At 72.2% G+C, this 26350-nt stretch carries 25 protein-coding genes; 13 read left to right on the top strand and 12 right to left on the bottom strand.

What is annotated here, in order from left to right:
• Nucleotides 1-354: 354 nt before the first annotated feature.
• Nucleotides 355-1074, top strand: a complete 720-nt coding sequence (locus tag AB0E02_RS26535) for a DUF3995 domain-containing protein (protein WP_362143222.1) — start codon at nt 355-357, stop codon at nt 1072-1074.
• Here AB0E02_RS26535 and AB0E02_RS26530 read toward each other — a convergent pair.
• Nucleotides 1071-1931, bottom strand: a complete 861-nt coding sequence (locus AB0E02_RS26530; protein ID WP_362143220.1) for an NAD(P)H-binding protein — start codon at nt 1929-1931, stop codon at nt 1071-1073. The two genes, AB0E02_RS26535 and AB0E02_RS26530, sit on opposite strands and share 4 nt — an antisense overlap.
• A gap of 214 nt (nt 1932-2145) precedes the next feature.
• On the opposite strand from AB0E02_RS26530, the gene AB0E02_RS26525 reads away from it, so the two are divergent.
• Nucleotides 2146-3537 (top strand): DUF2993 domain-containing protein, encoded by a 1392-nt coding sequence (locus AB0E02_RS26525; RefSeq protein WP_362143218.1) that lies wholly within the window; start codon nt 2146-2148, stop codon nt 3535-3537.
• A 27-nt stretch (nt 3538-3564) separates the two neighbouring features.
• Here the strand turns inward: AB0E02_RS26525 and AB0E02_RS26520 are convergent, their stop codons facing one another.
• The 9 genes from AB0E02_RS26520 to AB0E02_RS26480 all read right to left on the bottom strand — a co-directional run bounded on the left by AB0E02_RS26520 (nt 3565) and on the right by AB0E02_RS26480 (nt 16998).
• Entirely contained in the window at nt 3565-5052 is a 1488-nt protein-coding gene (locus AB0E02_RS26520; protein ID WP_362143216.1) for a HAMP domain-containing sensor histidine kinase, read from the bottom strand.
• Nucleotides 5049-5786, bottom strand: a complete 738-nt coding sequence (locus AB0E02_RS26515) for a response regulator transcription factor (RefSeq protein ID WP_362143214.1) — start codon at nt 5784-5786, stop codon at nt 5049-5051. Before AB0E02_RS26515 ends, AB0E02_RS26520 begins: the two co-directional genes overlap by 4 nt.
• A gap of 79 nt (nt 5787-5865) precedes the next feature.
• The gene (locus AB0E02_RS26510) at nt 5866-6897 is read right to left on the bottom strand and encodes a trypsin-like peptidase domain-containing protein (RefSeq protein WP_362143213.1); all 1032 of its coding nucleotides are present in this window, start codon (nt 6895-6897) and stop codon (nt 5866-5868) included.
• Nucleotides 6898-7065: 168 nt separating this feature from the next.
• Nucleotides 7066-8091, bottom strand: a complete 1026-nt coding sequence (locus tag AB0E02_RS26505; RefSeq protein ID WP_362143211.1) for a LacI family DNA-binding transcriptional regulator — start codon at nt 8089-8091, stop codon at nt 7066-7068.
• Between the two features lie 24 nt (nt 8092-8115).
• On the bottom strand, nt 8116-8967 hold the full coding sequence (locus AB0E02_RS26500) for a response regulator transcription factor (protein ID WP_362143209.1): 852 nt from the start codon (nt 8965-8967) through the stop codon (nt 8116-8118).
• A 746-nt stretch (nt 8968-9713) separates the two neighbouring features.
• Entirely contained in the window at nt 9714-12029 is a 2316-nt protein-coding gene (locus AB0E02_RS26495; RefSeq protein WP_362143207.1) for a hypothetical protein, read from the bottom strand.
• Between the two features lie 157 nt (nt 12030-12186).
• The gene (locus AB0E02_RS26490; protein WP_362143205.1) at nt 12187-12918 is read right to left on the bottom strand and encodes a DUF3800 domain-containing protein; all 732 of its coding nucleotides are present in this window, start codon (nt 12916-12918) and stop codon (nt 12187-12189) included.
• A 331-nt stretch (nt 12919-13249) separates the two neighbouring features.
• Nucleotides 13250-15151: an ABC transporter ATP-binding protein gene (locus tag AB0E02_RS26485; RefSeq protein ID WP_362143232.1), complete on the bottom strand. Its 1902-nt coding sequence runs from the start codon at nt 15149-15151 to the stop codon at nt 13250-13252.
• Between the two features lie 113 nt (nt 15152-15264).
• Complete coding sequence (locus tag AB0E02_RS26480) at nt 15265-16998, bottom strand: ABC transporter ATP-binding protein (RefSeq protein ID WP_362143203.1); 1734 nt, start codon at nt 16996-16998, stop codon at nt 15265-15267.
• A gap of 207 nt (nt 16999-17205) precedes the next feature.
• Here AB0E02_RS26480 and AB0E02_RS26475 point away from each other — a divergent pair, with 207 nt between their 5' ends.
• The 7 genes from AB0E02_RS26475 (at nt 17206) to AB0E02_RS26445 (ending at nt 21772) form a co-directional block, all read left to right on the top strand.
• A complete protein-coding gene (locus tag AB0E02_RS26475) occupies nt 17206-17451 on the top strand; it encodes a MoaD/ThiS family protein (protein WP_030414753.1) in 246 nt (81 codons plus the stop codon).
• Between the two features lie 10 nt (nt 17452-17461).
• Nucleotides 17462-18673: a hypothetical protein gene (locus tag AB0E02_RS26470; protein ID WP_362143201.1), complete on the top strand. Its 1212-nt coding sequence runs from the start codon at nt 17462-17464 to the stop codon at nt 18671-18673.
• 212 nt (nt 18674-18885) lie between these two features.
• Nucleotides 18886-19587 carry a DUF2993 domain-containing protein gene (locus AB0E02_RS26465; RefSeq protein WP_362143199.1) on the top strand — a complete coding sequence of 234 codons (702 nt, stop codon included), beginning with the start codon at nt 18886-18888 and terminating at the stop codon, nt 19585-19587.
• A gap of 245 nt (nt 19588-19832) precedes the next feature.
• Nucleotides 19833-19940, top strand: a complete 108-nt coding sequence (locus AB0E02_RS26460) for a putative leader peptide (RefSeq protein WP_351531855.1) — start codon at nt 19833-19835, stop codon at nt 19938-19940.
• 216 nt (nt 19941-20156) lie between these two features.
• Nucleotides 20157-21002, top strand: a complete 846-nt coding sequence (locus AB0E02_RS26455; protein WP_362143196.1) for a sulfurtransferase — start codon at nt 20157-20159, stop codon at nt 21000-21002.
• A gap of 39 nt (nt 21003-21041) precedes the next feature.
• Nucleotides 21042-21329 (top strand): DUF1416 domain-containing protein, encoded by a 288-nt coding sequence (locus AB0E02_RS26450; protein WP_030286290.1) that lies wholly within the window; start codon nt 21042-21044, stop codon nt 21327-21329.
• Between the two features lie 212 nt (nt 21330-21541).
• The gene (locus AB0E02_RS26445; protein ID WP_037809217.1) at nt 21542-21772 is read left to right on the top strand and encodes a hypothetical protein; all 231 of its coding nucleotides are present in this window, start codon (nt 21542-21544) and stop codon (nt 21770-21772) included.
• A gap of 54 nt (nt 21773-21826) precedes the next feature.
• Here AB0E02_RS26445 and AB0E02_RS26440 read toward each other — a convergent pair whose 3' ends face one another.
• Nucleotides 21827-22192 carry a DsrE family protein gene (locus AB0E02_RS26440; protein ID WP_030414758.1) on the bottom strand — a complete coding sequence of 122 codons (366 nt, stop codon included), beginning with the start codon at nt 22190-22192 and terminating at the stop codon, nt 21827-21829.
• 263 nt (nt 22193-22455) lie between these two features.
• On the opposite strand from AB0E02_RS26440, the gene AB0E02_RS26435 reads away from it, so the two are divergent.
• The 3 genes from AB0E02_RS26435 to AB0E02_RS26425 all read left to right on the top strand — a co-directional run bounded on the left by AB0E02_RS26435 (nt 22456) and on the right by AB0E02_RS26425 (nt 24849).
• Nucleotides 22456-23043, top strand: coding sequence for an FABP family protein (locus AB0E02_RS26435; RefSeq protein WP_362143194.1), 588 nt, complete (start codon nt 22456-22458; stop codon nt 23041-23043).
• Between the two features lie 342 nt (nt 23044-23385).
• Complete coding sequence (locus AB0E02_RS26430) at nt 23386-23823, top strand: Fur family transcriptional regulator (RefSeq protein ID WP_362143192.1); 438 nt, start codon at nt 23386-23388, stop codon at nt 23821-23823.
• A 45-nt stretch (nt 23824-23868) separates the two neighbouring features.
• Entirely contained in the window at nt 23869-24849 is a 981-nt protein-coding gene (locus AB0E02_RS26425) for a folate-binding protein (RefSeq protein ID WP_362143190.1), read from the top strand.
• A gap of 93 nt (nt 24850-24942) precedes the next feature.
• Here the strand turns inward: AB0E02_RS26425 and dtd are convergent, their stop codons facing one another.
• Nucleotides 24943-25368: a D-aminoacyl-tRNA deacylase gene (gene dtd / locus AB0E02_RS26420; RefSeq protein WP_201806972.1), complete on the bottom strand. Its 426-nt coding sequence runs from the start codon at nt 25366-25368 to the stop codon at nt 24943-24945.
• Nucleotides 25369-25800: 432 nt separating this feature from the next.
• Between dtd and AB0E02_RS26415 the strand changes: the two genes are divergently transcribed.
• On the top strand, nt 25801-26346 hold the full coding sequence (locus AB0E02_RS26415) for a hypothetical protein (protein ID WP_030414764.1): 546 nt from the start codon (nt 25801-25803) through the stop codon (nt 26344-26346).
• Nucleotides 26347-26350: the final 4 nt, after the last annotated feature.

Here is a 26350-nt window from a genome sequence, read left to right as displayed (position 1 = left end):
GGGGCCTTGTTCGTGGACGTAAAGCGACAGCAGTCCACGAACAAGGCCCCGGAGGTCCGTCACCGCACCCAACAACAACCCAGCCCGCCGCAGGCGCAACGGCGAACAACACCCGCGGCGCCGCAGACGGCTACATGCGGGGCGCCGCAAAGCGCAACGACGAGACGCCCCGCGGCCCCGCAGACAGCTACGTGCGGGGCGCCGCAAAGCGCAACGGCGAGCAACCCCCGCGGCGGGACAGCCAGCTACGTGGGCGGCACCGCAAAGCGCAGCGAACGGGCTCCCCCACACGGTGGAGGGCCCCCGCCCGCAAGGAGGACGTGCTCCGTGGGGGCCGCTCCTAGCGTGGCGGGTATGACTTCTGTGCGGGGTGGGGCGGGGCCCAAGGAGCGGGCCGGGAAGGTCTTTTGGGCCTACGGGTCGTTCGGGTGGCTCGTGGCGTCGTTCGTGTGGCACGTGTGGATGGGCGTGGACTACCGGGCGGCGATGGGCGCGGAGGACACCGTGCCGGTGTGGGTGTTCCTCGCCTATGACGGGCTGATCGTGGCGATGTCGGCGGCCGGCGCGGTGGTGAGTCTGGCGACGGTACGGCCGTGGGGGCGGCGGCTGCCGGAGTGGCTGGTGACGGTGCCGCTGTGGTGCGGCGCCGTGCTTCTGGCCGTACGGGGTGTGCCGGGCCTGGTGGAGAACGTCACGACGGCGGCCGGGCTCACCCCGTACGGCCTGCTGGGGCTGGCGGAACGCCCCGCCGATCCGGCGTCCGGGGAGTTCTGGACGGAGATGGCGATCAATACGTACTTCTTCGTGGGGGCGGTGGTGATGCTGCCCCTGGCCGTGCTCCACCAGCGGGGTGCGCGCAAGGGCGGGCAGGCCCCGCGGCGGGAGGGCCGGGTCCGCGTGAGGCGCCGCAAAGCGGCAACGGCGACCAAGCCCCGCGGCGGGAAGGATGGGTACGTACGGGGCGCCGCAAAGCGCGCAACGGCGAGCGAGCCCCGCGGCGCAGCAGACAGCTACGTGCGGGGCGCCGCAAAGCGCAGCGCCCCGCGGCGGGGCAGCCGAGTGCGTGGGGGTTAGGAGAAGTCCTCCGCGTGATCCCGCGCCCACTGGGCGAACGTGCGGGCGGGGTGGCCCGTGACCCGTTCGACCGTGTCGGAGATCGGGAAGGCCGGGGCGTCGACCGTGCTGCCGAACATGCGGACCAGTTCGAGGGCCGCCTCCTTCGGCAGGTGGGGGCCGGACATCGCCTCGGCGGCGGCCTCCTCGGTGATCTGCTCGACCCGGGTCTCGCGGCCGATCGCCCGGCCGATCTCGGCGACCTGGTCGGCGACGGTCAGCGGCTCGGGGCCGGTGACGAGGTACGCCTGGCCGGCGTGGGTGCCGGTGCGGTCCAGGAGGGCGACGGCGGCGACGTCCGCGAGGTCCGCCTCGTGGACCGGGACGCCCTGGGCGCCCGGGTGGGCGTCGCGGACCACTCCGGAGTCGCGGATCGCCGGGCCCCAGGCCAGTGCGTTGGTGGCGTAGTTGCCACCGCGGACGAAGGTCCACTCCAGGCCGGAGTCGCGCACCGCGCGCTCCAGCGTGGCATGCATCCGGGCGATGAAGTTGGTCTCGTCGGCCGGGGTATCGGTCACCGCCATCGAGGAGTTGAGGACGATCCGGCGGACGCCCGCCTTGGCCGCGGCCTCGACGAGGGCGAGCGCGGCCCGGTCGCCGCCGGCCGCCAGGTTGAGGAAGAGGGCGTCGGCACCGTCGAGGAGGGGCCCGAAGTCGGCGGCGCTGCCGGTGAGATCGGCGCGCACCACCTCCGCCCCGGCGGGCAGCTGGGCGCGCGCCGGGTCGCGGGTCAGGGCGCGTACGGCGGCGCCGTCCGCGAGGAGCCGGTCGACAAGGCTGCGGCCGATGTTGCCGGTTGCTCCGGTTACCACGATCATGGGGCCACCTTCGGGAGATCGGTAAGGGCACGAGGTCCGGGGAAGTACGGACGAAGTACGACGACGTACGGACCTGGAAGAGTGCTGACGGTAATTCAGCAACAGGTGGTGGCGCGGAAAAATTTCCTCAAGACCGCCACGACAAGCTTCGCGTATCCGACATACCTTCGGTAAGACTTGCGTTCGAGGGACCCGATCGTGGTGGGATGTACGGATGCGATCCCCCACACGCATATCTTCACCCTCACCCGAGCCCGCCGCCTCGCACCGCCCCCACACCCCCGTCACGAGCGGCGCTCAGGACGACCCCGCCGGCAACACCAGAAAGCTCCCCCCGATCAACCCGTACGCCGATCTGGCCGCCCTCGCCGACCCCGAACCGGACCCCGCCACGGAGACCGGACCGGAGAACGAATCCTCGGCATACGCCGGCGGCCCGCGCCGCCGCACGTACCTCAACGAGCGGGACGCAAGCGACGATCCGCTGGGCCTCGGCCTGCGCCCCGACGAGGACGAGGACGAGGCCTGGTCGCCGCCCAACCACCGCCGGGCCAAGCGCGGCATCAGCCGCTTCGCCGCCGTCCCGATCGCCGTGAAGCTGCTGGTCGCGGTGCTGGTGTGCACCGCCTTCCTCACCCTCTTCGACCGGTTCGCGGTGCTCTACGCGCAGAACAAGACCGCGGAGAAGCTCAAATCCGCGCTGCATCTGAACGCCACGCCCGAAGTCGACATCCAGGGCTTCCCGTTCCTCACCCAGGTCCTCGACAAGCGCGTCGACCAGGTGAAGGTCACCATCCCCGACCTGGCCGCCGACCGGGTCTCGCTGGCGAAGTTCGAGGCGACCGCGCACGACGTCCGCCTCGACGGCGATCTGCCCAGCTCCGTCAAGGGCGCCACGATCGGCTCCATGCACGGTGACGTGCTGCTCGCCTTCGACGACATGAACCGCGAACTCGGCGCCTCGCAGGTGAAGTTCAGTGAGCTGGGGCACGATTCCGTCCGCGCGGTGGGACAGCTGCCGATCGCCGGGCACGAACTGCGGGTCCGGGCCGAGGCGCGCATCCGGCGGGCCGGCGACCGCGGGGTGTCCACCGACATCAGCCGGATGCGGCTGGACATCGGCGACGTCGCCGTCTACCGGCCGGGCACCGGCAAGGCGGACGGCCTGCGGCTGACCCGCAAGGCCGCCGCCGAACTCAGCCGGCAGGCCGCCAAGGCCAAGGCGATGCTGAGCATCCCGGCGATCGCCGAGCGGATCGGCATCCCGAAGAAGTACCTCGACGAAGCGCTGAGCAGCGACGACAAGCTGCACCAGTTGACCGGGTCGCCGCGCTTCGTCCACCAGCTGATGAAGGTCAACCTCGTCGACGTGGTGATGGACCACCCCTGGCTGCTGCAGAAGGTAGGCATCGACCCGAAGATCCTCGGGGCGCTGAGCGGCCTGACCAAGCCGCAGCTCGCGGACCGGCTGTCGCTCTCCTTCCAGCTCCCCAAGACCCCCGGTGACGTGCGGCTGCGCAACATCTCCGTCGAACGGGACGGCATCCGCGCCGAACTCTCGGGCACGAACCTGCCGTTCGGGGACGCGGCCGGCAAGAAGAAGTGACGTAGGCGGCGGACCGCTCAGCTCGGCTCAGCTCGGCGCGGGCGGCTCCGGCGGGCCGGGCGGCGGGGCCGGGCTCCCCGGCCGTGGGGCCGGCCCCGCGGGCGGCGGGGTCGGTGCGCCGGGCAGCGTCAGGACCGCCTCGGTGCCGCCGAGGTCGGCGGAGCGCAGCCGTACCGCGCCGCCCGCCTGCTCCGCCGTACGCGCCACGATCGACAGGCCCAGCCCGCTGCCGGGCAGGCTGCGGGCGGACGGCGAGCGCCAGAACCGCTCGAAGACGTGCGGCAGTTCGTCCCGCGGGATGCCCGGGCCGTGGTCGCGCACGGTCAGCTCGCCGCCGGCCAGTCGGACCTCGACCGTGCCGCCCGGCGGGCTGAACTTCACCGCGTTGTCGAGCAGGTTGACCACCGCGCGCTCCAGCGCGGCCGCCTCGGCGCGTACGTACCAGGGCGCGACGTCCGCGGTGAGGGTCAGCGACGGGCCGCGCAGCCGGGCCCGTTCCAGCGCCGAGCCGACGATCTCGTGCAGCGCCACCACCCCGACCGCGCTCTGGCCGGGCTCGGGCGGCCGGGACAGCTCCTGCAGATCACCGATCAGCGCCGCCAGCTCGCCCATCTGCGCCTTCACCGACGCCAGCAGGGCCGCCTTGTCGGCGGGCGGGATCGGGCGGCCGGACTGCTCGCTGCGCACCAGCAGGTCGATGTTGGTACGCAGCGAGGTCAGCGGGGTCCGCAGCTCGTGGCCGGCGTCCGCGATCAGCTGCTGCTGGAGGTCGCGGGAGGCGGCCAGCGCGGAGGTCATGGAGTTGAAGGAACGGGACAGGCGGGCGATCTCGTCCTCCCCGTCGATGGGGATGCGGATGGCCAGGTCCTGCGTACGGGCGACGTGCTCGACGGCGGCGGTGAGCCGGTCGACGGGTTTCAGGCCCGCCCGGGCGACCCAGAGACCGGCGGTGGCGGCGCCGAGAACGCCCACTCCGGCGACCACCAGCAGGACCAGTGCGAGCTGGTTGAGCGGGTCGGTGACCTGCTTCATCGGCACCGCCACGGAGATCGCCAGCCGGTTGCCCGCGGCGTCGGTCAGCGGCCCGTCGAAGGGCTTGGTCGACACCCGCATCTCGGCCCCGTCCTGGGCCCGGGTGGTGTGCTCCGTCGTCGCCAGCCGCCGCGCGGCCACAGCGGTGTCCGCACGCTGCGGCGGGATCGGCGACTTGTCCGGCGAGGTGCAGACGTAGCCGCCGGCCGACACCAGCTGGACGGTGTACGGGGTGGGCGGGAAGTGCACCCCGTCCGGGCTGTTGCAGTACCCGCTGAGCGCCCGGACGTAGCCCGCGTCCACCTCGACGCTGCTGAGCTGGGTGTCGAGCTGTTCGGTCAGCCGGTTCCGGGTGATCAGCCAGCAGGCGGCGGCCGAGAGGGCCACCGCGAAGGCCACCGCCACCGCCGTGAGCATCGCCAGCCGCGAGCGCAGCGGCAGCCGGTGGAACCGGGCCATCGGGCCCGGACGGCCGGTGCTCATTCCGCCCCGCCCTCCCCCCGCAGGACGTAGCCGACCCCCCGCACCGTGTGCACCAGGCGCGGTTCGCCGCCCGCCTCGGTCTTGCGGCGCAGGTACATCACGTACACGTCGAGGGAGTTGGAGGTGGGTTCGAAGTCGAAGCCCCAGACGGCCTTGAGGATCTGCTCGCGGGTGAGGACCTGCCGCGGGTGCGCGAGGAACATCTCCAGCAGGGTGAACTCCGTGCGGGTCAGCTCGACCGGCCGGCCGCCGCGGGTCACCTCGCGGGTGGACAGGTTCATCCGCAGGTCGGCGAAGCCCAGCGTCTCGTCCTCCGCGGGCTGCGCGCCGGCCGCCGCCGCGTAGGAGCTGCGGCGCAGCAGGGCGCGGATCCGGGCGAGCAGTTCGTCGAGCTCGAAGGGCTTGACGAGGTAGTCGTCGGCACCGGCGTCGAGGCCGGTGACCCGGTCGCCGACGGTGTCGCGGGCGGTGAGCATCAGGATCGGCACGGTCACCCCGCTCGCCCGCAGCCGGCGGGCGGCGGTCAGTCCGTCCATGCGGGGCATGAGGACGTCCAGCACGATCAGTTCGGGGTCGTAGCCGGCGACCTTGTCGACCGCGTCCAGACCGTCGACCGCCTCCTCGGTCCCGTACCCCTCGAAGACGAGCGAGCGCCGCAGCGCCTCGCGGACCGCGGGCTCGTCGTCGACGATGAGGATGCGGGCGGGGTGGTCACCGTGCTCGGCGGGGCTCATGTGCGTGGTTACCTCGGCTGGGATACGGAAAACGGACGGCTGCTCTTCAGCCTGGCACGGCAGGTGGCCGGCCGGCCTGTCAGACGCCGCTGTTGCTTCCGCCGCTGCCGCCGCCGCGCAGCGAGTCGAGGTCGGCCTTGACGGTGTTGATCGGGATGGCGAAGCCCAGGCCGACGCTGCCCGCGGTGCTGCTGTTGGCCGAAGTCGGCGAGTACATCGCTGAGTTGATGCCGATGATCTGGCCCTGGAGGTTGATCAGGGCGCCGCCGGAGTTGCCGGGGTTGAGCGAGGCGTCGGTCTGTATCGCCTTGTACGAGGTCTTCGAGGAGCCGGTGTCGCCGTTGTACTGGTTGCCGCCGAACTCGAACGGCCAGCCGCCGCCGTCGTCCGGTGCGCCCTGCCGGCCCCGGCCGCCGTCCTGCTTGGGGACGGTCACGTCGCGGTTGAGGGCGGAGACGATGCCGCTGGTCACCGAGCCGGTCAGGCCTTCCGGCGAGCCGATGGCGACCACGCCGTCCCCGACCGTGATCTTGTCGGAGTCGCCGAGCGAGGCCGGGGTGAGCCCCTTGGCCCCCTGGACCTTGATCAGCGCCAGGTCCTTGTCCGGGTCCGTTCCGACGACCTTGGCGGTCTTCCGGCTGCCGTCGCTGAAGGTCACCCGGACCGTGTCGGCGCCGGCGACCACGTGGTTGTTGGTGATGACCTCGCCGCTGCCGGTGAGCACGACGCCGGAGCCGGTGGACTCCCCCTCGGTGGTGCGCGCCTTGATCTCCACGATCGACGGGCTGACCGCCTTGGCCACCGCCGCGACGCCGCTGCCGCTGTTCTTGCCCGCGTTGACCAGGGGGGTGCCGACGCTGTTCTGCGTGGCGTGCGTGGTCGCGCCGGCGATCAGCGCGGCGCTGCCGCCCCCGATGAGCCCGGAGGCGAGCGCGACCGCGGCGATCAGCGCGACCGGCTTACGGGCCCGCCGCGGCGCACCGGCCGCCTCACCCTGCCCCGGTGCGTACGGGGGCGGCGGCGGGAACGCCTGCCCGGCCCCGTGCGCGAACCCCTGGGCGAACTCCTGCTGGTGCGTCTCATCGCCGCTTCGGCGGTAGCTGTCGGTCATGTGATGACTGTGCGTCGGGTGCATGAGAACGGTCTGAGAACGCCGTGAGAGACCCGACAGAAGGAGATATGCCCGGTATAAAGAGGCCCGGTGTGAAGAGGGCCGGCAAAGAGGGCCGGTGTGAAGCGGCCCGGTGCGGCACCGCGGGCGGTCAGCCGCCGCGTGCGGTCAGCCGCCGCAGCCGCACGACCGCCGGACGACCAGCCGCGACGGGAATTGCCGCAGCCGCTCGCGGCGGGAGCCGACCACCCGCAGGCCGTCGTCCAGCACCAGGTCGACCGCGGCCCGGGCCATCGCCTGGCGGTCCGAGGCGACGGTGGTCAGCGGCGGGTCGGTGAGCCCGGCCTCCTTGACGTCGTCGAAGCCGGCCACCGCCAGCTCGCCGGGGACGTCGATGCGCAGCTCGCGGGCGGCCCGCAGCACGCCGATGGCCTGGTCGTCGGTCGCGCACATGATGGCCGGCGGCCGCTGGGGCCCGGCCAGCAGCTTCAGGGCGGCCTGGTAGGCGTCGTAGCGGTTGTAGGCGGCCTGGTGGTAGTGGCCGTCCGGGGAGCGGCCGGACTCCAGCATGGCGCGCCGCCAGCCCTCGACGTGGTCGGTGACGGGGTCGCCGGACTTCGGGGTCTCCTCCGTGCCGCCGAGGAAGGCGACGTACGGGTGGCCGTGCTCCAGCAGGTGCCGGGTCGCCAGCTGGGCGCCCCAGATGTCGTCGGTCATCACGGCGACGTCGTCGATGGCGTCCGGCCGGCGGTGCAGCAGCACCACCCGGGCGTCCCAGGCGTCGATCTCGGCGGCGGCGTGCTCACTCGGGCCCTGGCTGATCAGGATCAGCCCGGCCACCCGCATGCCGAGGAACGCCCGGAGGTAGTGCACCTCGCGCTCGTCGAGGTAGTTGGCGTTGCCGACCAGCACCATCTTGCCGCGCTCGGAGGCGGCCTGTTCGACGGCGTGCGCCATCTCCGCGAAGAACGGCTGCCGGGTGTCCGGCACGATCAGGCCTATGAGGTCGGTCCGGCGGGACGCCATCGCCTGCGCGACCCGGTCCGGCCGGTACCCGAGCTCCTTGATCGCGGCGAGCACCCGCTCGCGCGTGGCCGGGGCAACCGGCCGGGGTCCGTTGTTGATGACGTAACTGACAACGGCGGTGGACGTCCCCGCCAGTCTTGCCACATCATCCCGCGTCACCTTGGCCACGCGCGGCAGTCTACGCGGGTGGTCCTACCTCCGGGCAGGCCGTGGGCCTGCGGAGTCCGCGGTCGCGGCGGCGGCCGGGTCCGGGCCGGTGCCGTCGGCGGTGGTGCGGCTCTGCGCAGCGCCCGCGTGACGGTCGGATTCCGCGCGCTTCGTCCCGTTCGCCCCGTCGTCCTTGTTCTTGCCGCTCTCCGCGGAGCGCTCGGGCTTCTCGGGGGTGACGAAGCGGTAGCCGACGTTACGGACCGTGCCGATGAGGGACTCGTGCTCGGGGCCGAGCTTGGCGCGCAGCCGGCGGACGTGGACGTCGACCGTCCGGGTGCCGCCGAAGTAGTCGTAGCCCCAGACCTCCTGCAGGAGCTGGGCGCGGGTGAAGACCCGGCCCGGGTGCTGCGCGAGGTACTTCAGCAGCTCGAACTCCTTGAAGGTCAGGTCCAGCACCCGGCCCTTCAGCTTGGCGCTGTAGGTGGCCTCGTCCACCGAGAGGTCGCCGTTGCGGATCTCCATCGGCCCGTCGTCGGTGGTGATCTGCTGGCGGCCCGTCGCCAGCCGCAGCCGCGCCTCGACCTCGGCGGGGCCGGCCGTGTCCAGCATGACGTCGTCGACGCCCCAGTCGGCGGTGACGGCGGCCAGGCCGCCCTCGGTGACGACCAGGATCAGCGGGCACCCGGGGCCGGTGGACCGCAGCAGCTGGCACAGCGAGCGCACGTGGGGAAGGTCACGTCGGCCGTCGATCAGTATGACGTCGGCGCCGGGGGTGTCGATGAGCGCCGGGCCCTCGGCCGGGGCCACCCGCACGCTGTGCAGCAGCAGCCCGAGCGCCGGGAGCACCTCCGTCGACGGCTGGAGTGCATTGGTCAGCAGCAGGAGGGAACTCACCTGCGACCACCTACCCGGTTCTCGGGGTGTTGCATCCTGTTCTGCTCGCGGTCCTGCCTGCTTCGCTCGCCCATGACGTCTGGTTCCTCCTCGGTCCCTGCGACGGGGGCATCTCCCGGCCCTGCCGGGGTGTCTGCGGCACTGCTTCGTACGGTCCTCGCAGCCGCGCGGAACGTGGCTGAAAGCACAAAAGGACCCGGGGGCAACGCTGCCCGGATCCTTCTTGCCCAGCAGAATAGCTCAGATGGGTACCGGACCCGAGGCCGATTTTGCACGTTCTTGTGTTCCGTCGATCACTTCGAGTGGTCATCGCGTGTCCCCGTTGACGACCGCCGCGGCACGGATCACGGTCCCCCGAATCCCCTGAACGGCCCCACACGAGGGCGAGTTGGCAGCCACCGAAGACCTCCCGCCGCCACCCCGCCCACGGCCTTCGACCAGCACCTGACCGGCCCCCGCGGCGCCCCGGTCCGACCGCGACGGCGTTCCGGCATACGGACATGATCTGCCCGCACAGCGGGACACCGGGGGCCCGACGGCCGACGGGCGGGCGGCGACGGGTGGCCGTTCCCGGGTCCGGGGAGCGCACGGGGAGCGCACGGGTGCGCGCACCGGCACAGTCGTCCCGATCAGCACGGCGCTCTGGGCGCATACCGCTGGACCGCGCGCACGCGTCGCCTCCACCGGCCGGCACCCTCCCCGGCGGACCCGGGCGACTCCGCACACCCTGATCCGCCGGTCGCGCGTCACTCGCCGGCTTCCGCCGCCGACTCGTCTCCGTCCTCGTCGTGCGCCTCGGCCTCGTCCTCCGGCTCGTCCTCGCCGCCCGCCTCCCGGTCCGCCTCGGGGGGCCGGTGGTTCCACAGTTCGGCCTGCACGTGCGAGGCGGCGCTATGGAGCTTGCCCCACTCCTCCGCACGCCCGAGCAGCGGCGGCCAGGTGCCGACCTGGGGCGCGAGCTCCAACAGGGCGTCGATGGAGTCCCTGGCCTGCTCCAGGATCTCGCCGAGCCGCCGGCGCTCCGCGGCGGTGCGCTGGGCGGCGGACGGCTTCCTCGGCCCGGGGTCGGTCGGCGCGTCCCCGTCCCGCTCGTCGTCCCCGGCGGTGCCGGCCGACGCCTGCCCCCCGCCCGGCGCAGCCGTCGCGGCGGAAGTGGCCAAGAGTCCGCCGTACTGCGTGTGCCGCTTCTCGGTCTCCTTGTGGGCCTTGGCCTCGTCCGACGCCCAGACCACGTCCCACTGGGTCAGCAGGACGGGCTCGCCCGCCTCGTCCCGGAAGACCCGGTCGGGCGCGGCGGGGTCGACCTTGTAGTGGACGTAGCTGTCGGCGTCCTGTGCCGGGTCGCTCCGCTTGATCAGCGGCCGGCGGGTGGCGGCGTTGCGCGGCAGACCGGTGTCGAGGAAGCGCTGCGCGGTCAGGGCGAGGGTCCACAGGCCCAGCTCGTTGTCCCGTCTGGCCAGATTCCCCACCGTGGTGTGGACGTCCGCCCGGAACGGCACGCCGCCGTTCTCCCGCGGGGCGCCCACCGCAGATCCCACGTTGCGGGTGAGGAGTTTGTCCGCGATGAGGGCCACCCCGCCGCCGACGGCGAGGGTGAGGCGGGCGTTCTCGTCCCCGTGCCGGGCGGGTTCCACCAAGGTGGTGAAGTCCTCGGTGGGGACCGGGTCCCAGTCGGCCTTGACCACGTCGTCGCAGAGCACCCCGCCGTTGGTCCAGGCGTTCCGGGCCTGCTTCGTCACTTCCTGCTTGGCCGTGCGCCAGGGGCGGTCCACTAGCGGGCCGAGCAGACCCGCGAAGCCCTTGGTGGCCATGCGGCGTTCGCCCTTGATCTCCTTGGCGTAGTTCTTGAGCGCCTCGAAGAGGTCCGGCCGGGTCAGGATGTTGACCAGGTAGACGGCCCGCCACAGCGCGGTCCCCGGGATGTCGCCGTTCTTGAACACCTTGGGGAAGTCGGCGGTGCCGATCCGTCCGACGGCGAGCCCGTAGACGTGGCGCAGGTCGTCGGCGTCCACACCGTCCGGCGGGATCTGCACGAGGCGGTTGAGCGCCCGGGTGGCGACCTCGACGTTCTGGGCCGCCGGGGTCCATTCCTTGAACTCCACGTGCACGCTGGCCAGGATCGAGCGCAGCGCGTCGTCGAAGAGGTCCGCGTCGTCCAGCTTGTTGTCCGGGTGGGGCTCGACGCCCACGGCGATCTGCGCAGGCAGTACGTACGTCTGCCCGATCTGGATCGCGCGGTCGGTGGGGCGCTGCCCCGGGGCGCAGCCACGTTCGAACTCCTCCCGCAGCTTGCGGCGTTGGGCCTCCCGCGCCTGCCCCATCTGCTGGCTGCGCGTCTTGCCGGCCTCGGTCCGCGCCCCCTCGGCCCCGGCCAGCAGCACGTCCGCGGCGAGGTCCGCCACCTCGTCGGGCTCCGCGCGCGGTCCGGCCAGGACGTTCCAGGCGCTGGCGACGCGGGTGATGCCGTCGCGCACGACGAGCACGTACACCGGGTCGGAGCCGTCCTCGAAGCGGAGCTCCACCGGGTGGGCGATGACCGCCCGGGTCACCCGGCGGGCGAGGACGGACGGTGCGTAACTGTTGAGCCGGAGGGTGCCCTCGATCGTCTGCCAGAGGTGGTTCCGCAGGTGGTCGTGGTCCTGGTACTCGTACGTCAGCAGTGCCTCGGGCCGGCCGTCGCGGACGACCCCCATGACCTTGGGGTCGGGGATCTCCATGGCCTCCTGGCCGGTCCGCGGCTGGATGCCGGGGAACAACTCGGTGAGCCAGACCCGGCTGTGCAGGGATTGGAGAGTGGCTCCGTCGACGTGCTCCGCCATCAGCAGGCCGGCCTCGCCGGCCTGGTTCTGGAGCTGGACGGCCACCGCGTCGGGCGTCACCGCGCCGCGGGCGACGGCGTGCCAGGCGTCCTCGGGCAGCGCGGCGAGCCGGTTGGTGCGCGCGGCGGCGATCACCTTCTGTCGGTCGTCGCCGTCGGGGGCCTTGGGCAGGACGGGCTGGAAGCCCGACACCTCGACCCGGGTGTCGCCCCAGTCGAACGTGATCTTCTCTTCCGTCGTCATCGTCGGTACGAACCTCCATCGGCGACAAGTGATGTGCGAAGGTAGAAGCGCGGTCCTGGCCCGGGTGTCCGGGGCACCAGGTCCGATGGCCGGGCCCCGACCGATGGCCGGGGCCCGGCGCCCGGAGCCCGGAGAGCGGCACCGGCAGCGGCGGGGGTCACAGGGCCACCGGTGGCCCGGCATCCGGCAGGATCTCGGGGAACCACTCCCGCATCGGCTCGCGGTTCGGTTGGCGGGCCAGGTGCTGGAACGCCGCGTGCGCGATGAAGTCCGCCGCCTGCACCAGGTGGTTGCGGTGCGCCGGGACGAACAGCGGATCCTCGATGACGTGGCGGGCGCCGCCCTGGAGTGCGCGGTGGGCCCGGCGCAGCGCGTGCTCGGTGCCGTCCCCGTCCACCACGACGAGCGCATGGCTGTGGGACGCCGCGTGCTGCGCGTTGAGGCGTTCGATCCACGCCGTGTAGAGGCCGACGCGGTCCCGGCCGATGTCGTGGGTCCGGCGGAAGGCCGCGCCGGCCGTCGCGCCGGGCATCTTCGCCACGGTTTCCAGTCCGCGCCGCACGACGTCCCGGTACCGGGACTTCTGCACCTCGCCGTGGGTGCGTACGGCGTCGTTGAGGCGGCGGCCGCGGCCCGCGGCGAGGTTCACGGCGTGCAGCTCGTCGTCGGCGCGGATGTCGAGGTCCGGGTCGGTGTGCAGGCTGCGCCGGAAGTCGTGCCAGCCGGCCAAGGCCGACTGCCATTGGGCGAGTTCGATGCCTAACCAGCCGATGACGGCGAGGCTTCTGGCATCGCCCGAGTCGTCCACGTAGTAGATCCTGGTCGGCGTGTGCGCAGTGGTCAGGGCCGGCTCCATGCGGTGGAGCTGCTCGGTTGTTCCCGGCAACACAGCCGGACCGTCTTCCTGCCGCCTCGCCGATCCGACGGGGCAGGGCGGTGGAGCCCCTCGCCACGCGCGACGTCGTCCCCGGAAGATCCGCGCGGTTGCCGCCCGATGGTGAGGAGAGGCCCCATTTCGGCGTGCACCCATCACCGGCAACAGCCCCGGCTGCCCCAGGAGTTACTCCTGTGAGCCGGGGCCTCCGGGACAATTCCCGGACCCATACGTCGCGATCCGCCCGTACGACACGTTCGTCTCTTACGTTAGCGACGGACCGCCTTCGATGTGCGTTTAAATGCCGATCTCATCGGCCGTCGGGCCGAGGGGGAACGGCCCGATCTCAGTCCGCCTCCACCACCGCCTCCGCGAACTGGGCCGCGTACAGCCGGGCATAGGCCCCGTCGGCCGCCAGCAGGGCGTCGTGGCTGCCCTGTTCGACGATGGCGCCGTTCTCCATGACGAGGATGGTGTCGGCGTCCCGGATCGTGGAGAGGCGGTGCGCGATCACGAAACTGGTGCGGCCGGAGCGGAGTTGGGCCATCGCGTGCTGGATGAGGACCTCGGTGCGGGTGTCGACCGAGCTGGTGGCCTCGTCGAGGACGAGGATGGCGGGCTCGGCGAGGAAGGCCCGGGCGATGGTGATCAGCTGCTTCTCGCCGACCGAGACGTTGTTGCCCTCGTCGTCGAGGACGGTGTCGTACCCGTCGGGGAGGGTGCGCACGAAGCGGTCGACGTGGGTGGCCTTCGCGGCCGCCACGATCTTGTCCATCGAGGTGCCGGCCGGCGCGCCGTAGGCGATGTTCTCCGCGATCGTGCCGCCGAAGAGCCAGGTGTCCTGGAGGACCATGCCGATGTGGGCGCGCAGCTCCTCGCGGGACATCGCGGCGATGTCCACGCCGTCCAGGGTGATCCGGCCGCCGCGCACCTCGTAGAACCGCATCAGGAGGTTGACCAGGGTGGTCTTGCCGGCGCCGGTCGGGCCGACGATGGCGACCGTCTGGCCCGGGTGGACGGCCAGCGACAGGTCCTCGATCAGCGGCTTGTCCTCGGCGTAGGAGAACGAGACGGACTCGAACCCGACGTGGCCGCGGACGTGTGCGGGGCGGGCCGGCCGCTCGGGGTCGGGGTCCTGTTCCCGGGCGTCGAGGAGTTCGAAGACCCGCTCGGCGGAGGCGACGCCGGACTGGACGAGGTTGGCCATCGAGGCGACCTGGGTCAGCGGCTGGCTGAACTGGCGGGAGTACTGGACGAACGCCTGGACGTCACCGATGGACAGCGCCCCGGAGGCGACGCGCAGCCCGCCGACCACCGCTACCAGCACGTAGTTCAGGTTGCCGATGAACATCATCGCGGGCTGGATGATGCCGGAGATGAACTGGGCCCGGAAGCCGGCCTCGTAGAGCGCCTCGTTCTGCTCGCGGAAGAGCTCGGCGGACTCCTTCTGCCGGCCGAAGACCTTCACCAGGCTGTGGCCGGTGTACATCTCCTCGATGTGGGCGTTGAGCTTGCCGGTGGTCTTCCACTGCTGGACGAACTGCGGCTGGGCCCGCTTGCCGATCTTGGTGGCGACGACCACCGAGACCGGGACGGTGACCAGCGCGACCAGGGCCAGCAGCCAGGAGATCCAGAACATCATGGCGAGCACGCCGACGATGGTCAGCAGCGAGTTCACGATCTGGCTGAGGGTCTGCTGGAGGGTCTGCTGGACGTTGTCGATGTCGTTGGTGGCCCGGGAGAGGACCTCACCGCGCTGCTGCTTGTCGAAGTAGCTCAGCGGCAGCCGGCCGAGCTTCTCCTCGACCTGCTCGCGCAGCCGGAAGACGGTCCGCTGGACGACCTTGGTGGCGATCCGGGCCTGGACGAATCCGAAGAGCGAGGCCCCGGCGTAGATCAGGGCGGTCCACAGCAGGACCACGCCGATCGCGCCGAAGTCGATGCCGTGGCCGGGCACGAAGGGCATGGCGCCCAGCATGTCGGCCAGCCCGCCCTGGCCGTGCGCCCGCAGCTGGGCCATGGCCTGGGCCTTGGTGATGCCCTCGGGCAGCCGGCGGCCGACGATGCCGGACATGATCAGGTCGGTGGCGTGGCCGAGGACCTTGGGGCCGACGACGGTCAGCGCCACGCTCGCCACACCCAGCAGCAGGGCCACGGACATGATGCCGCGCTCGGGCCGCATCTGGGCGAGCAGGCGGGTGCCGGAGCCCTTGAAGTCCATGGATTTCTCGGTGGGTTGCCCGCCCATGAAGCGGGCCGGGCCGGCCGCCGGGGCCGGCCCTCGTCTCGGGGCCGCCGTGGGGGTCCCCTCGGTGGCCGCCGGGGCGTCGGCGCGGGTGGCCGTCCCCTTGTCCGCGGTGGTCACGCCGCCTCCTGCTCGGTGAGCTGGGAGAGCACGATCTCCCGGTAGGTCTCGTTGTCGGCCATCAGCTCGGTGTGGGTGCCGGTGCCCACGATGCGGCCCTCGTCCAGCACGACGATCCGGTCGGCGCCGCGGATCGTGGCGACCCGCTGGGCCACGATCACCACCGTCGCCCGGTCCGTCTCGCGGGCGAGCGCGGCGCGCAGGGCGGCGTCGGTGGCGTAGTCCAGCGCGGAGAACGAGTCGTCGAAGAGGTAGATCTCGGGCCGGCGGACCAGCGCGCGGGCGATCGCCAGCCGCTGCCGCTGGCCGCCGGAGACGTTGGAGCCGCCCTGCGCGACGGGCGCGTCCAGCCCGCCTTCCATCCGCTCGACGAAGTCGCGGGCCTGGGCGATCTCCAGGGCGTGCCACAGCTCGTCGTCGGTGGCGTCCGGGTTGCCGTAGCGGAGGTTGCTCGCCACCGTCCCGGAGAAGAGGTACGGCTTCTGCGGGACCAGGCCGATGGCGCCGGCCAGCGTCTCGGGGGCGAGGCCGCGGACGTCCTCGCCGTCGACGAGGACCGTGCCGCCGGTCGCGTCGAAGAGCCGGGGCACCAGCCCGAGGAGGGTGGACTTGCCGCTTCCGGTGGAGCCGATGACGGCGGTGGTCTCACCGGGGCGGGCGGTCAGCGAGATGTCCTTGAGGACCGGCTGCTCGGCGCCGGGGAAGCGGAACTCGACGTTGCGGAGCTCCAGTTCGCCGCGGCGGCGCAGTGCGGTGACCGGGTTCTGCGGCGGGACGACGCTGGAGTCGGTGGCCAGCACCTCCTGGATGCGCTCGGCGCAGACCTCGGCACGCGGCAGCATCATGACCATGAACGTCGCCATCATGATCGACATGAGGATGTACATCAGATAGCTGAGGAAGGCCGTCAGCGCGCCGATCTGCATCCCGTCGCTGTCGATGCGCAGCCCGCCGAACCAGACGACGGCCACGCTGGAGAGGTTCACGATCAGCATGACCAGCGGGAACATCATCGACATCAGCCGGCCGGCGCGGAGCGAGACGTCGTAGAGGTCGGTGTTGGACCCGGCGAACCGCTCGCGTTCGTAACCGTCGCGGACGAAGGCGCGGATCACGCGGATGCCGGTGATCTGCTCGCGCAGCACGCGGTTGACGGTGTCGATGCGCTCCTGCACGCCACGGAAGAGCGGCCGCATCCGGCGCACGATCAGTGAGACGAGGATCCCGAGGACCGGGACGATGACCAGCAGGAGGCCGGACAGCGGCACGTCCTGGTTGAGCGCCATGACGACGCCACCGACGCACATGATCGGCGCGGAGACCATCATCGTGAACGTCATCAGCACCAGCATCTGGACCTGTTGGACGTCATTGGTGGTACGGGTGATCAGCGAGGGGGCGCCGAAGGCGCCGACCTCGCGGGCGGAGAAGGACTGGACCCGGTCGAAGACCGCGGCGCGGACGTCCCGGCCGAGGGCCATGGCCGTGCGGGCGCCGAAGTAGACGGCACCGATCGCGCAGACGATCTGCAGCAGGGTGACGGCGATCATGAATCCGCCGGTACGGAAGATGTAGCCCGTGTCGCCCCGCACGACACCGTTGTCAATGATGTCGGCGTTGAGGGTGGGGAGGTAGAGGGTGGCCAGGGTCTGGATCAGCTGGAGCAGCACGATCAGGGTCATCGAGCGCCTGTGGGGCCGCAAATGCGCCCGCGCGAGTCGTACCAACACACAATGAGCCTAAGTGAACGCTTGCCTTCGGCAATCGAATTTCCGAAAGGCCGCAGGAGCGGGCCGAAAGCCGTTACCGGAACTTGTCCCGGGCGGCCCCGGCCGCCGCGTACGCCATCATGGAGGCGGCAACGACGGGGCCGCCGCCACCGAGGGCGGTCCCCCGACCGACACGACGAAGAGGCCGCCGTGACAACAACTGGCACCGTGCGCTACTGGGCCGCGGCCAAGGCCGCCGCGGGCACGGCAGAGGAGCCCTATACGGCGGCGACGCTCGCCGAGGCGCTCGACGCGGCGCGCGCCGCGCACGCCGCGAACCCCGAGTTCGCGCGCGTGCTGATGCGCTGCTCGTTCCTGGTGGACGGCGATCCGGTGGGCACCCGCGACCACGCCCGGGTGCCGCTGGCCGAGGGCGGCACCGTCGAGGTCCTGCCGCCGTTCGCGGGAGGGTGAGCAGCCGATCATGAGCGACCACCAGCCGCAGGGCCACCACCCGTACCAGCCGCACGACCCCTACGCCCCGCAGGACCCGTACGGGCAGCCCGGGCAGTCCAGCCAGTCCGGGCCCTACGCCCCGCAGGACGCCTACGGCCGGCCGGCCCCCTACGGGCAGCCCGAGTACGGACCGCCCGCATACGGGCAGCCCGCGCCCTACCAGGAGCAGCAGTACGGCGCTCCCGACCCCTACGGGCAGCCGGCGCACCGGCCGGCCACCGCGCCGCACGCCCCCCAGGCCGCCTACGGCGACCCGTACGGGCAGCACGGGTACGGCCACGACCGGCCCGGGCCCGAACAGCCCGGCTACGGCCACGACCGGCTCGGACCGGAGCAGCCCGGGCCCGCCGCGCCGCTGCCCGACCGGCAGCCGGCCGCGACCGCCACCATGGCGGCCGCCCCGCCCTCGCTGCCGGCCGCGCCGCTCGCGCCCAACCAGCGCGCCCGCCTGGAGGGCCGCTCGCCGATCATCCCGCCGGGCATCCAGCCGGCCGCGCTGACCGCGGTCCTCGCGCTGCTGCTGGCCGTGACCGCGCCGCTGGCCCGGCCGCTGCTCGCGGTGCCGGTGGTGCTCCTCCAGGCGGTCACCGCCGCCGGCTGGTTCCGGCTGAACGGCATGTGGCCGGCCCGCCAGGGCATCGCGCTGGCGTTCCTGGCCGGGCTGGCCACCGACGCGGCGCTGCTGGCCACGGACCGGGCGAGCGCGCCCCTGGTCTGCATCGGCACGCTCGGTGTGTGGTGCCTGCTGGTCCTGATCCTCCAGCTGCGCAACCGCAGCAGCGCGGACGAGCGGATGTACGCGCTGACCGCGGGTCTGACCTCGACCGCGCTGGCGGTGCTCGCGGCCGGCCACCTGGCCGGCAACCCGCACGCGGTGGTCGTCGGCGCCGCCGGGGTCGCGGTGGCCACGCTCGCCCGGGCGCTGCCGCTGCCCCCGTCCGTCTCGGTCGTGATCTCCCTGGTGGCCGCGGCCGGCGCCGGCATCGCGGCCGGCCATCTGACCGGCCTGGGCACGTCCGGGGCCGACCTGGGCCTGGCGGCCGGCGCCTGCGCCCTGATCGGGCTGCGGGTGGCCAGCTACGACTACCCGTCCCGCTTCGTCCACATGACGGCCGGCGTGGCCCTCCCCCTGGCCCTCGCCGCCCCCGCGGTCTACGTCCTGGGGCGTGCCCTGGGCTAGCCCGACGGGCCCGCACCGACACTCGGCGGCGGCCGCCGGTGAGCGCTTCTCGCGCCTGCCGGCGGCCGCCGCTCCCCTTTGGGGAGGGCGTCGTTTAGGGTCTGATCCACCGGACAGGCCCTGGGTAGGCCTCCGGAGCGCAGGCAGGGGGCCTGCACGCCAAGCGACGGGCCGGCCGGGCAGTGCCGGCCCAGTGTGGGGGTAGTGGTTCGATGCGTGCACTACGGGTGCTGTTGGTCCTCGTCGTCATATTCGGCGGGCTCTTCGTGGCCGCCGACCGGGTGGCGGTGAATCTCGTCGAGGACAAGGCCGCGGAGAAGATCCGCAGCAGTCAGGGACTCGACAGGACCCCGGACGTCACCATCAAGGGCTTCCCGTTCCTGACCCAGGTCGTCGGGCGCGACCTGGAGGAGGTGGACGCCGAGCTCGGCGGGATCGAGGCCCGGGCGGACGGCCACGCGCTGCGCATCGACAAGCTGTCGGCGCAGTTCCACGACGTGGCGCTGACCAGCGACTACATGTCCATCGAGAGCGCGGCCACGGCCACCGGCAACGCCCGGATCACCTACGCGGACCTCACCAGGGCCGCGGGCGGCGGCGTCAAGATCACCTATGGCGGCGAGAAGAACGGCCGCAGCCAGGTCAAGATCTCCCCGAACCTGCCGCTCCTCAGCTCGCTCGACGTGACCGGCTCGATCAGCATCGTGCACGGCAACACCGTGCGGCTGCGGGCCGACGGGCTGCCCGCGATGTGCCGGGCGCTGCCGGGCTGTGAGTCGAAGGTGCGGGCGCAGACCGACCACGACTGGAAGCTGGACCAGCTGCCGGGCAACCTGAAGCTGGACAAGGTGGCCACGCTGGCCGACGGGCTGTCGATCTCCGCCTCCGGCACGGACGTCAAGCTTCCCGGCTGACCCCGGACGCCCGGCGCGGGCCGCCCCACCGGCCCGCCGCCCGCTCGACGACCGGGCCCGACCACCGTGCCGTCCATTTCCTGAGACAGCCGGGTCCGTACCCCAGACCCCCCACCACCGAGCGGCCTCCGGCGTCCGGCCCGAGGCCGCTCGTTCCTGCACCGCGTCCCACATCACGGACAGACGCGTCTCGCCATTCGACACGCCGGTGACATGCCCGGCTCCGCGTCCCTACGATCGGTGCCATGCAGAGCGCATTGAGCCGTTCCCGTCCGCGGGGACTGGCGGTCCTCACGAAGCGGCGGGCAGTGGACCTGTGCCGCGTCGCCGCCATGCTCTGTCGCCCTGTCTGACGGGGTGCGCCCTTCCCCCAGCTCGCCAGAGCACGGGGTGTTCCCCTCGCCCGGCCGGCCGGCCGCTCCGGCCGAATCCCCCGCGTGTCCCCCGCACCGCGCCGCTCCGGCGCCCCGACGATCGTCATGGGCCGTCCGGAAGCCTCCGGCGCGCGCCCGGCGTACCCGCGTGCCACTTCCCCAACCGCCCCCGTAACTGCCCCGGAGGAGAAGAACATGAGCCGTAGCGACGTCCTCGTAGACGCCGACTGGGTCGAGGCCCACCTCGAGGACCCGAAGGTCGTGATCGTCGAGGTCGACGAGGACACCTCGGCCTACGACAAGAACCACATCAAGAACGCGGTCCGGATCGACTGGAAGAAGGACCTCCAGGACCCGGTCCGCCGCGACTTCGTCGACCAGGCGGGCTTCGAGCGGCTGCTCTCGGCCAAGGGCATCGCCAACGACGACACCGTCGTCCTCTACGGCGGCAACAACAACTGGTTCGCCTCCTACGCGTACTGGTACTTCAAGCTCTACGGCCACGACAGCGTCAAGCTGCTCGACGGCGGCCGCAAGAAGTGGGAGCTGGACTCCCGCGACCTGGTCGACGGCTCCGAGGTCCCCCAGCGCCCGGCCACCGAGTACACGGCCAAGGCCCAGGACACCTCCATCCGTGCCTTCCGGGACGACGTCGTCGCCGCGATCGGCGCCAAGAACCTGGTCGACGTGCGGTCCCCCGACGAGTTCAGCGGCAAGCTGCTCGCCCCCGCGCACCTGCCGCAGGAGCAGTCGCAGCGCCCCGGCCACGTGCCCAGCGCCCGCAACATCCCGTGGTCGAAGAACGCCAACGACGACGGCACCTTCAAGTCGGACGAGGAGCTCACGGCCCTCTACGAGCAGGAGTCGGTCGACCTGGCCAAGGACACCATCGCCTACTGCCGGATCGGTGAGCGCTCCGCGCTGACCTGGTTCGTGCTGCACGAGCTGCTCGGCCAGACCAACGTCAAGAACTACGACGGCTCCTGGACCGAGTACGGCTCGCTGGTCGGCGTCCCGATCGAGCTCGGCGCCAACAAGTAAACAAGGCTTCTCCCCCGAACCCCTCAAGGAAGTACCCCTATGTGTGGAGCACAGGCCGGCGGCCCGGACGCCTCGACCATCAAGCCCGGTGAGACCACGATCCAGGGCAGCGTGACCCGCGACGGCGAGCCCGTCACCGGTTACGTCCGACTCCTGGACAGCACCGGCGAGTTCACCGCCGAGGTTCCCACCTCCGCGACCGGACAGTTCCGCTTCTACGCGGCCGAGGGCACCTGGACGCTGCGCGCGCTCGTCCCCGGCGCCACCGCGGACCGTACCGTCGTCGCCCAGAAGGGCGGGCTGGCGGAGGTCGCCATCGCCGTCTGACGGCGACCCTTGTCCGTACCTTCCGTACGGCCGTGAGGGCCGCACCCCCGAGGCTTGGACGCCTTGGCGGGGGTGCGGCCCTTCGCGCTGCTCCGGCCCGGAACCGTGCCGCGCCCCGGCTTCTTTCCGGTCCCCCGCGGATTTACCGTGGAGTTGTGTACGCGCACCAACGGTCGCCCGCAGAGCGCCGTCACCGCCGGTACTTCGTGCTGATGGGCGTGTGCCTCGTGCTGTTCGTGCTGGCCTGGGGCGTGGTCCGGCTGTGGTCGGTGCCGGTCGCGGTCGGCATGTGCGTCGTCGCCATGGTCATCCCGCCGGTCGCGGCGATCATCGGCAACCGCCGCGAGCCCGGCGAACGCTGGTGGGACGAGTCCGGCGACCCGGAATCGGACCGCTGGTGGCGCGAGCTCGACGACCGCGGCGACGACAAGCACCCGCGGTAGCGTCCCCGACCGCCCGGGAGCGGTCCGAGGCACCGCGGTCGGCACCCGGGAGCGTCAGTACACCAGCGCCTGGACGTCGTCCGGCATGATCTCGCTGACGAAGACCTGGGCCCCGGCGATGCCCGCGCCCTCGATCAGGTCCTTCTGTTCGATGTTGCGGCGGGCCGCGCACTGCGTGCAGACCGTGATCGCGCCGCCGCCCGCGCGGATGCCGTCGATCAGCTCCGGCAGCGGTGCCGCGTGCGGCAGCTCGAACTCTGCCGCCCGCCCGGGCAGCGCGAACCACACCGACTCCCCGGTCAGCCACAGCGACACCTCGACGCCGCTGGCCGCCGCCACCGCCGCCACCGTGAACGCCTGCGAGCACCGCTCGGGTGCATCCGCCCCCGCCGTCACCTTGATCACGAGCTTCTTCGCCATGGGGCCAAGAGTAGGCGCGGGCGGGCGGCAGACCTCACAGCGCCGTGGCCGATGCCGCCGACTAGACTCGCAAGCGGTCCGTTACATCCTCACTCCGTCCAAGGAGCGCGCCCGTGCTTGAGGCATTCTTCACCACCCTGCTGGTTCTGGTCGCCGTCGGCGTCATCGCGTTCGCCGGTCTGACCTGGGCGAAGCTGTACCAGGGCCAGCGCTGACGCACGCGGTTCACCCCTTTCCCCTCTCTACAGATCGCCTGAGCTCTCATGATCGAGATCCCCTCCGACCTGAACCCGGCCCTGGTGCCGCTCGCCTTCCTCCTCGGCCACTGGGAGGGCGCCGGCGTCGCCGACTTCCCCGGTGCCGAGAAGTGCAACTTCGGGCAGGAGGTCACCTTCTCCCACGACGGCCGTGACTTCCTGGAGTACCACTCGCACAGCTGGGTGCTCGACTCCCAGGGCACGAAGGTCCGCCCGCTGGAGAGCGAGAGCGGCTACTGGCGCGTCGACGCGGACCGCAAGGTCGAGGTCGTGATGATCCGGGACCAGGGCGTCGTCGAGGTCTGGTATGGCGAGCTGGCCCACCAGAAGCCGCAGATCGACCTGGCCACCGACGCCATCGCGCGGACCGCCTCGGCCGGCCCGTACAGCGGCGGCAAGCGGCTCTACGGCTACGTCAACAGCGACCTGATGTGGGTCGGCGAGAAGTCGACCCCGGACGTGCCGCTGCGGCCGTACATGTCCGCGCACCTGAAGAAGGTCGCCGACCTGAAGGAGTGGGCCGAGAGCCTGCCCGACGACATGCCGGACGGGGTCTCCTTCTTCAACCCCGACGGCACTCCGTACCAGGGCTGACCGGCCCGCACGGAAAGCTTGACGCGCCCCCGCGGGGGAAGTCCGGTGAGAGTCCGGCACCGACCCGCAACGGTTGGGCGGAAGCCCCCTTCCGCACGTCCGATCGCCCGCGGCGGCGCACGTTCCCGACAACTCGCCGTGGACTGCGAGGGGGACACCGCCGGGCACCGGCGTGCCGGGCCGCCGCTCGGCGCCGTCGTGTGCGGGCCCGGCCTCGGCGCCGCCGGGGTGGGCCCTCGCATGCCGCTGGTCCACGCGGCCGTCCGCACCGCGCAGGGGCTCACCCGCTGCGGCTGACGGCGGCGCGTACCCCGTCGGCGTCCACCCTCCTACACTGGCGGTGTGGTGACCACCGACTGGCAGAGCGACCTCCGCAGGCGCGGATACCGCCTGACCCCGCAGCGGCAGCTCGTCCTGGAGGCCGTGGACAGGCTGGAGCACGCCACCCCGGACGACATCCTCACCGAGGTGCGCAAGACGGCCGGCGGCGTGAACATCTCCACGGTCTACCGGACCCTGGAGCTCCTGGAGGAGCTGGGGCTGGTCAGCCACGCCCACCTCGGCCACGGCGCGCCGACGTACCACCTCGCCGACCGCCACCACCACATCCACCTGGTGTGCCGGGACTGCACCGAGGTCATCGAGGCGGACCTGTCGGTGGCCGAGCCGTTCACCGCGACGCTGCGCGAACAGTTCGGCTTCGAGACCGATATGAAGCACTTCGCGATCTTCGGCCGGTGCGCGGACTGCCGCGCCAAGGCCGTCGGCGACGAGGGCTGAGGCCGCCCCCGGCCGAAAGCCGCGACCGCGTCGTAGGCTGGGCCCATGCTGCGACAATCACCCGTCAGCCCGCTGCTGTCGCTGCCCGGCGCCGTCCCCGCCGAGGCCCCCGACGAAGGCGTCGCCGCGCACTACGGCGACCTGTTCCGGGAGCAGCGCGCGCTCGCCGACGGCACCGGCTTCGTGGACCTCTCGCACCGCGGCGTGGTCACCGTCAGCGGCCCCGAGCGGCTGAGCTGGCTGCATCTGCTGCTCACCCAGCACGTCAGCGAACTCCCGCCCGGCCACGCCACGGAGGCGCTGATCCTCTCCGCGCACGGCCACATCGAGCATGCGCTGTACCTCGTCGACGACGGGGAAACGACGTGGATGCACACCGAGCCGGGTGGCCAGGAGGCGCTGATCGCCTACCTGGAAAGCATGAAGTTCTTCTACCGGGTCGAGATCGCCGACCGGACCGACGAGATCGCGGTGGTCCACCTGCCGGCCGGGTCCATCACCGAGGTCCCCGAGGGCACCGTCGTCCGCGAGACCGCGCACGGCCGTGATCTGTTCCTGCCGCGCGCTGAGCTGTCGGCGTTCGCGGACGCCCACGGGCCCGCGATCGGCGTGCTGGCCCTGGAGGCGCTGCGCGTCGAGGCGCACCGCCCGCGGCTCGGCCTGGAGACCGACCACCGCACCATCCCGCACGAGCTCGGCTGGCTCGGCACCGCCGTGCACCTCCAGAAGGGCTGCTACCGCGGCCAGGAGACCGTCGCCCGGGTCCACAACCTGGGGAAGCCGCCGCGCCGGCTGGTCTTCCTGCACCTGGACGGCAGCGAGGTGCATCTGCCCCCGCACGGCGCCCCGATCCGGCTCGCCGCCGACGGCGAGGAAGGCCGCCAACTCGGCTTCGTCACCACCTCGGCCCGCCACCACGAACTCGGCCCCATCGCCCTGGCCCTGGTCAAGCGAAACGTCCCCGTGGACGCCCAACTGACCGCGGGCGGCACCGCGGCGGCCCAGGAGGTGGTGGTGGAGCCGTAGCCCCGGCGAGCGGGCCTACGGAGGCTTCTGGGGGCTACGGGGACTGCGGCGGGGCTGGTCGGGGCTGGTCGGATGCCGCGGAACGCCCCGCCCTCACACCTCGACCAGGACCGTGAACGGCCCGTCGTTGGTGAGTGAGACCTTCATCTGTGCGCCGAAGCGGCCGGTCTCCACGTGGGCGCCCAGCGCTCGCAGCTGGGCGACGACCTCGTCGACCAGTGGTTCGGCGACGGGGCCGGGGGCCGCGGCGTTCCAGGTGGGGCGGCGGCCCTTGCGCGCGTCACCGTAGAGAGTGAACTGGCTGATCACCAGCAGCGGCGCCCCGGTGTCCGAGCAGGACTTCTCGCCCTGCAGCATCCGCACCGACCACAGTTTGCGGGCGAGTTGTGCCGCCTTCTCCGGGGTGTCGTCGTGAGTGACGCCCACCAGTACGCACAGCCCTTCCCCGACGATCTCCCCGACCGTCTCGCCCGCCACCTCGACGCGGGCTCCGTCAACTCTCTGCACCACGGCTCGCATACCCGCCATCATGCCGGTCGGCGGTACGGCTTCGGACAGCCGTGCCCCTACGGGGGCCGTTCGGGTGCCATGGCCCTGCAGAAGGACCGCACAGAGTGGCACGATGCGTGCACGTGGTGCGTTTCATGGACAACATGCCCTGGACGCGGCCCGGATGAGGGGACGGAACCATTCATGAGCACTGCCGGCGCCGGACAGACACCCGGTCCCGTACCGAGCGCCCGTACGACACCCAGCGGCCGTACGAAACCGACCGAACCACCGGCGCCAGCCGCCACCACCGCGTCCGGCACCGGACGGACGGCACCGGCCGCCCCGGCGGCGCCCACCGCGTCAACGACCACCACCGCATCCCCCACCACATCCGCCACAGCCACCACGACGACCACGGCAGCGGCTCCCGGTGAGCCGGCCGGCACCAAGGACGGCCCCATGCTCCAGGCAGGCCAGGCGCAGCACCCCCGCCCCCCGCAGCAGCGCGACCGCTGCCGCCCGGCCGACACACCAGATCTCTCCGGCCTGGGGCTGCCCGAGCTGCGGGTCGTACGCCGGGACTCGCAGCAGGAGGAGGCCGATCTGAGCTATCTGCGGCGGCTGCTGCAGGGCCGGATCGACATCCTGCGGGCCGAGATCGCCCGCCGTACCGCCCAGCACTCGCCGCTGCTGGACCGGCTGCCGGAGATCCTGACGGACCTGCCGTCGCGGCACCGCTCGTCGGCCCGGCATGTGACGCTCGGCACGCCGCACAGCGAGGAGTACCGCAGGATGGCGGACGAGATGCTCGGCGAGGTCGAGCTGTCCGACCTCACCGCGCGGACCGACCAGGAGCTGCACGAGGCGATGGGCCGGCTGATCCGCTACGAACGCCAGGTCTCGCAGCGCCGTCAGTCGCTGCAGCGCACCACCGACGAGTGCAGTGCGGAAATCGCCCGCAGGTACCGTGAAGGCGAAGCACAAGTGGACGACCTGCTGTCCTGACGGG

The sequence above is a fragment of the Streptomyces sp. NPDC048196 genome (genome assembly GCF_040652715.1).
Lineage (GTDB): Bacteria > Actinomycetota > Actinomycetes > Streptomycetales > Streptomycetaceae > Streptomyces > Streptomyces siderophoricus.
The sequence above is the reverse complement of the archived record's forward strand: the minus strand, read 5'-3'. Positions and strand labels throughout refer to the sequence as shown.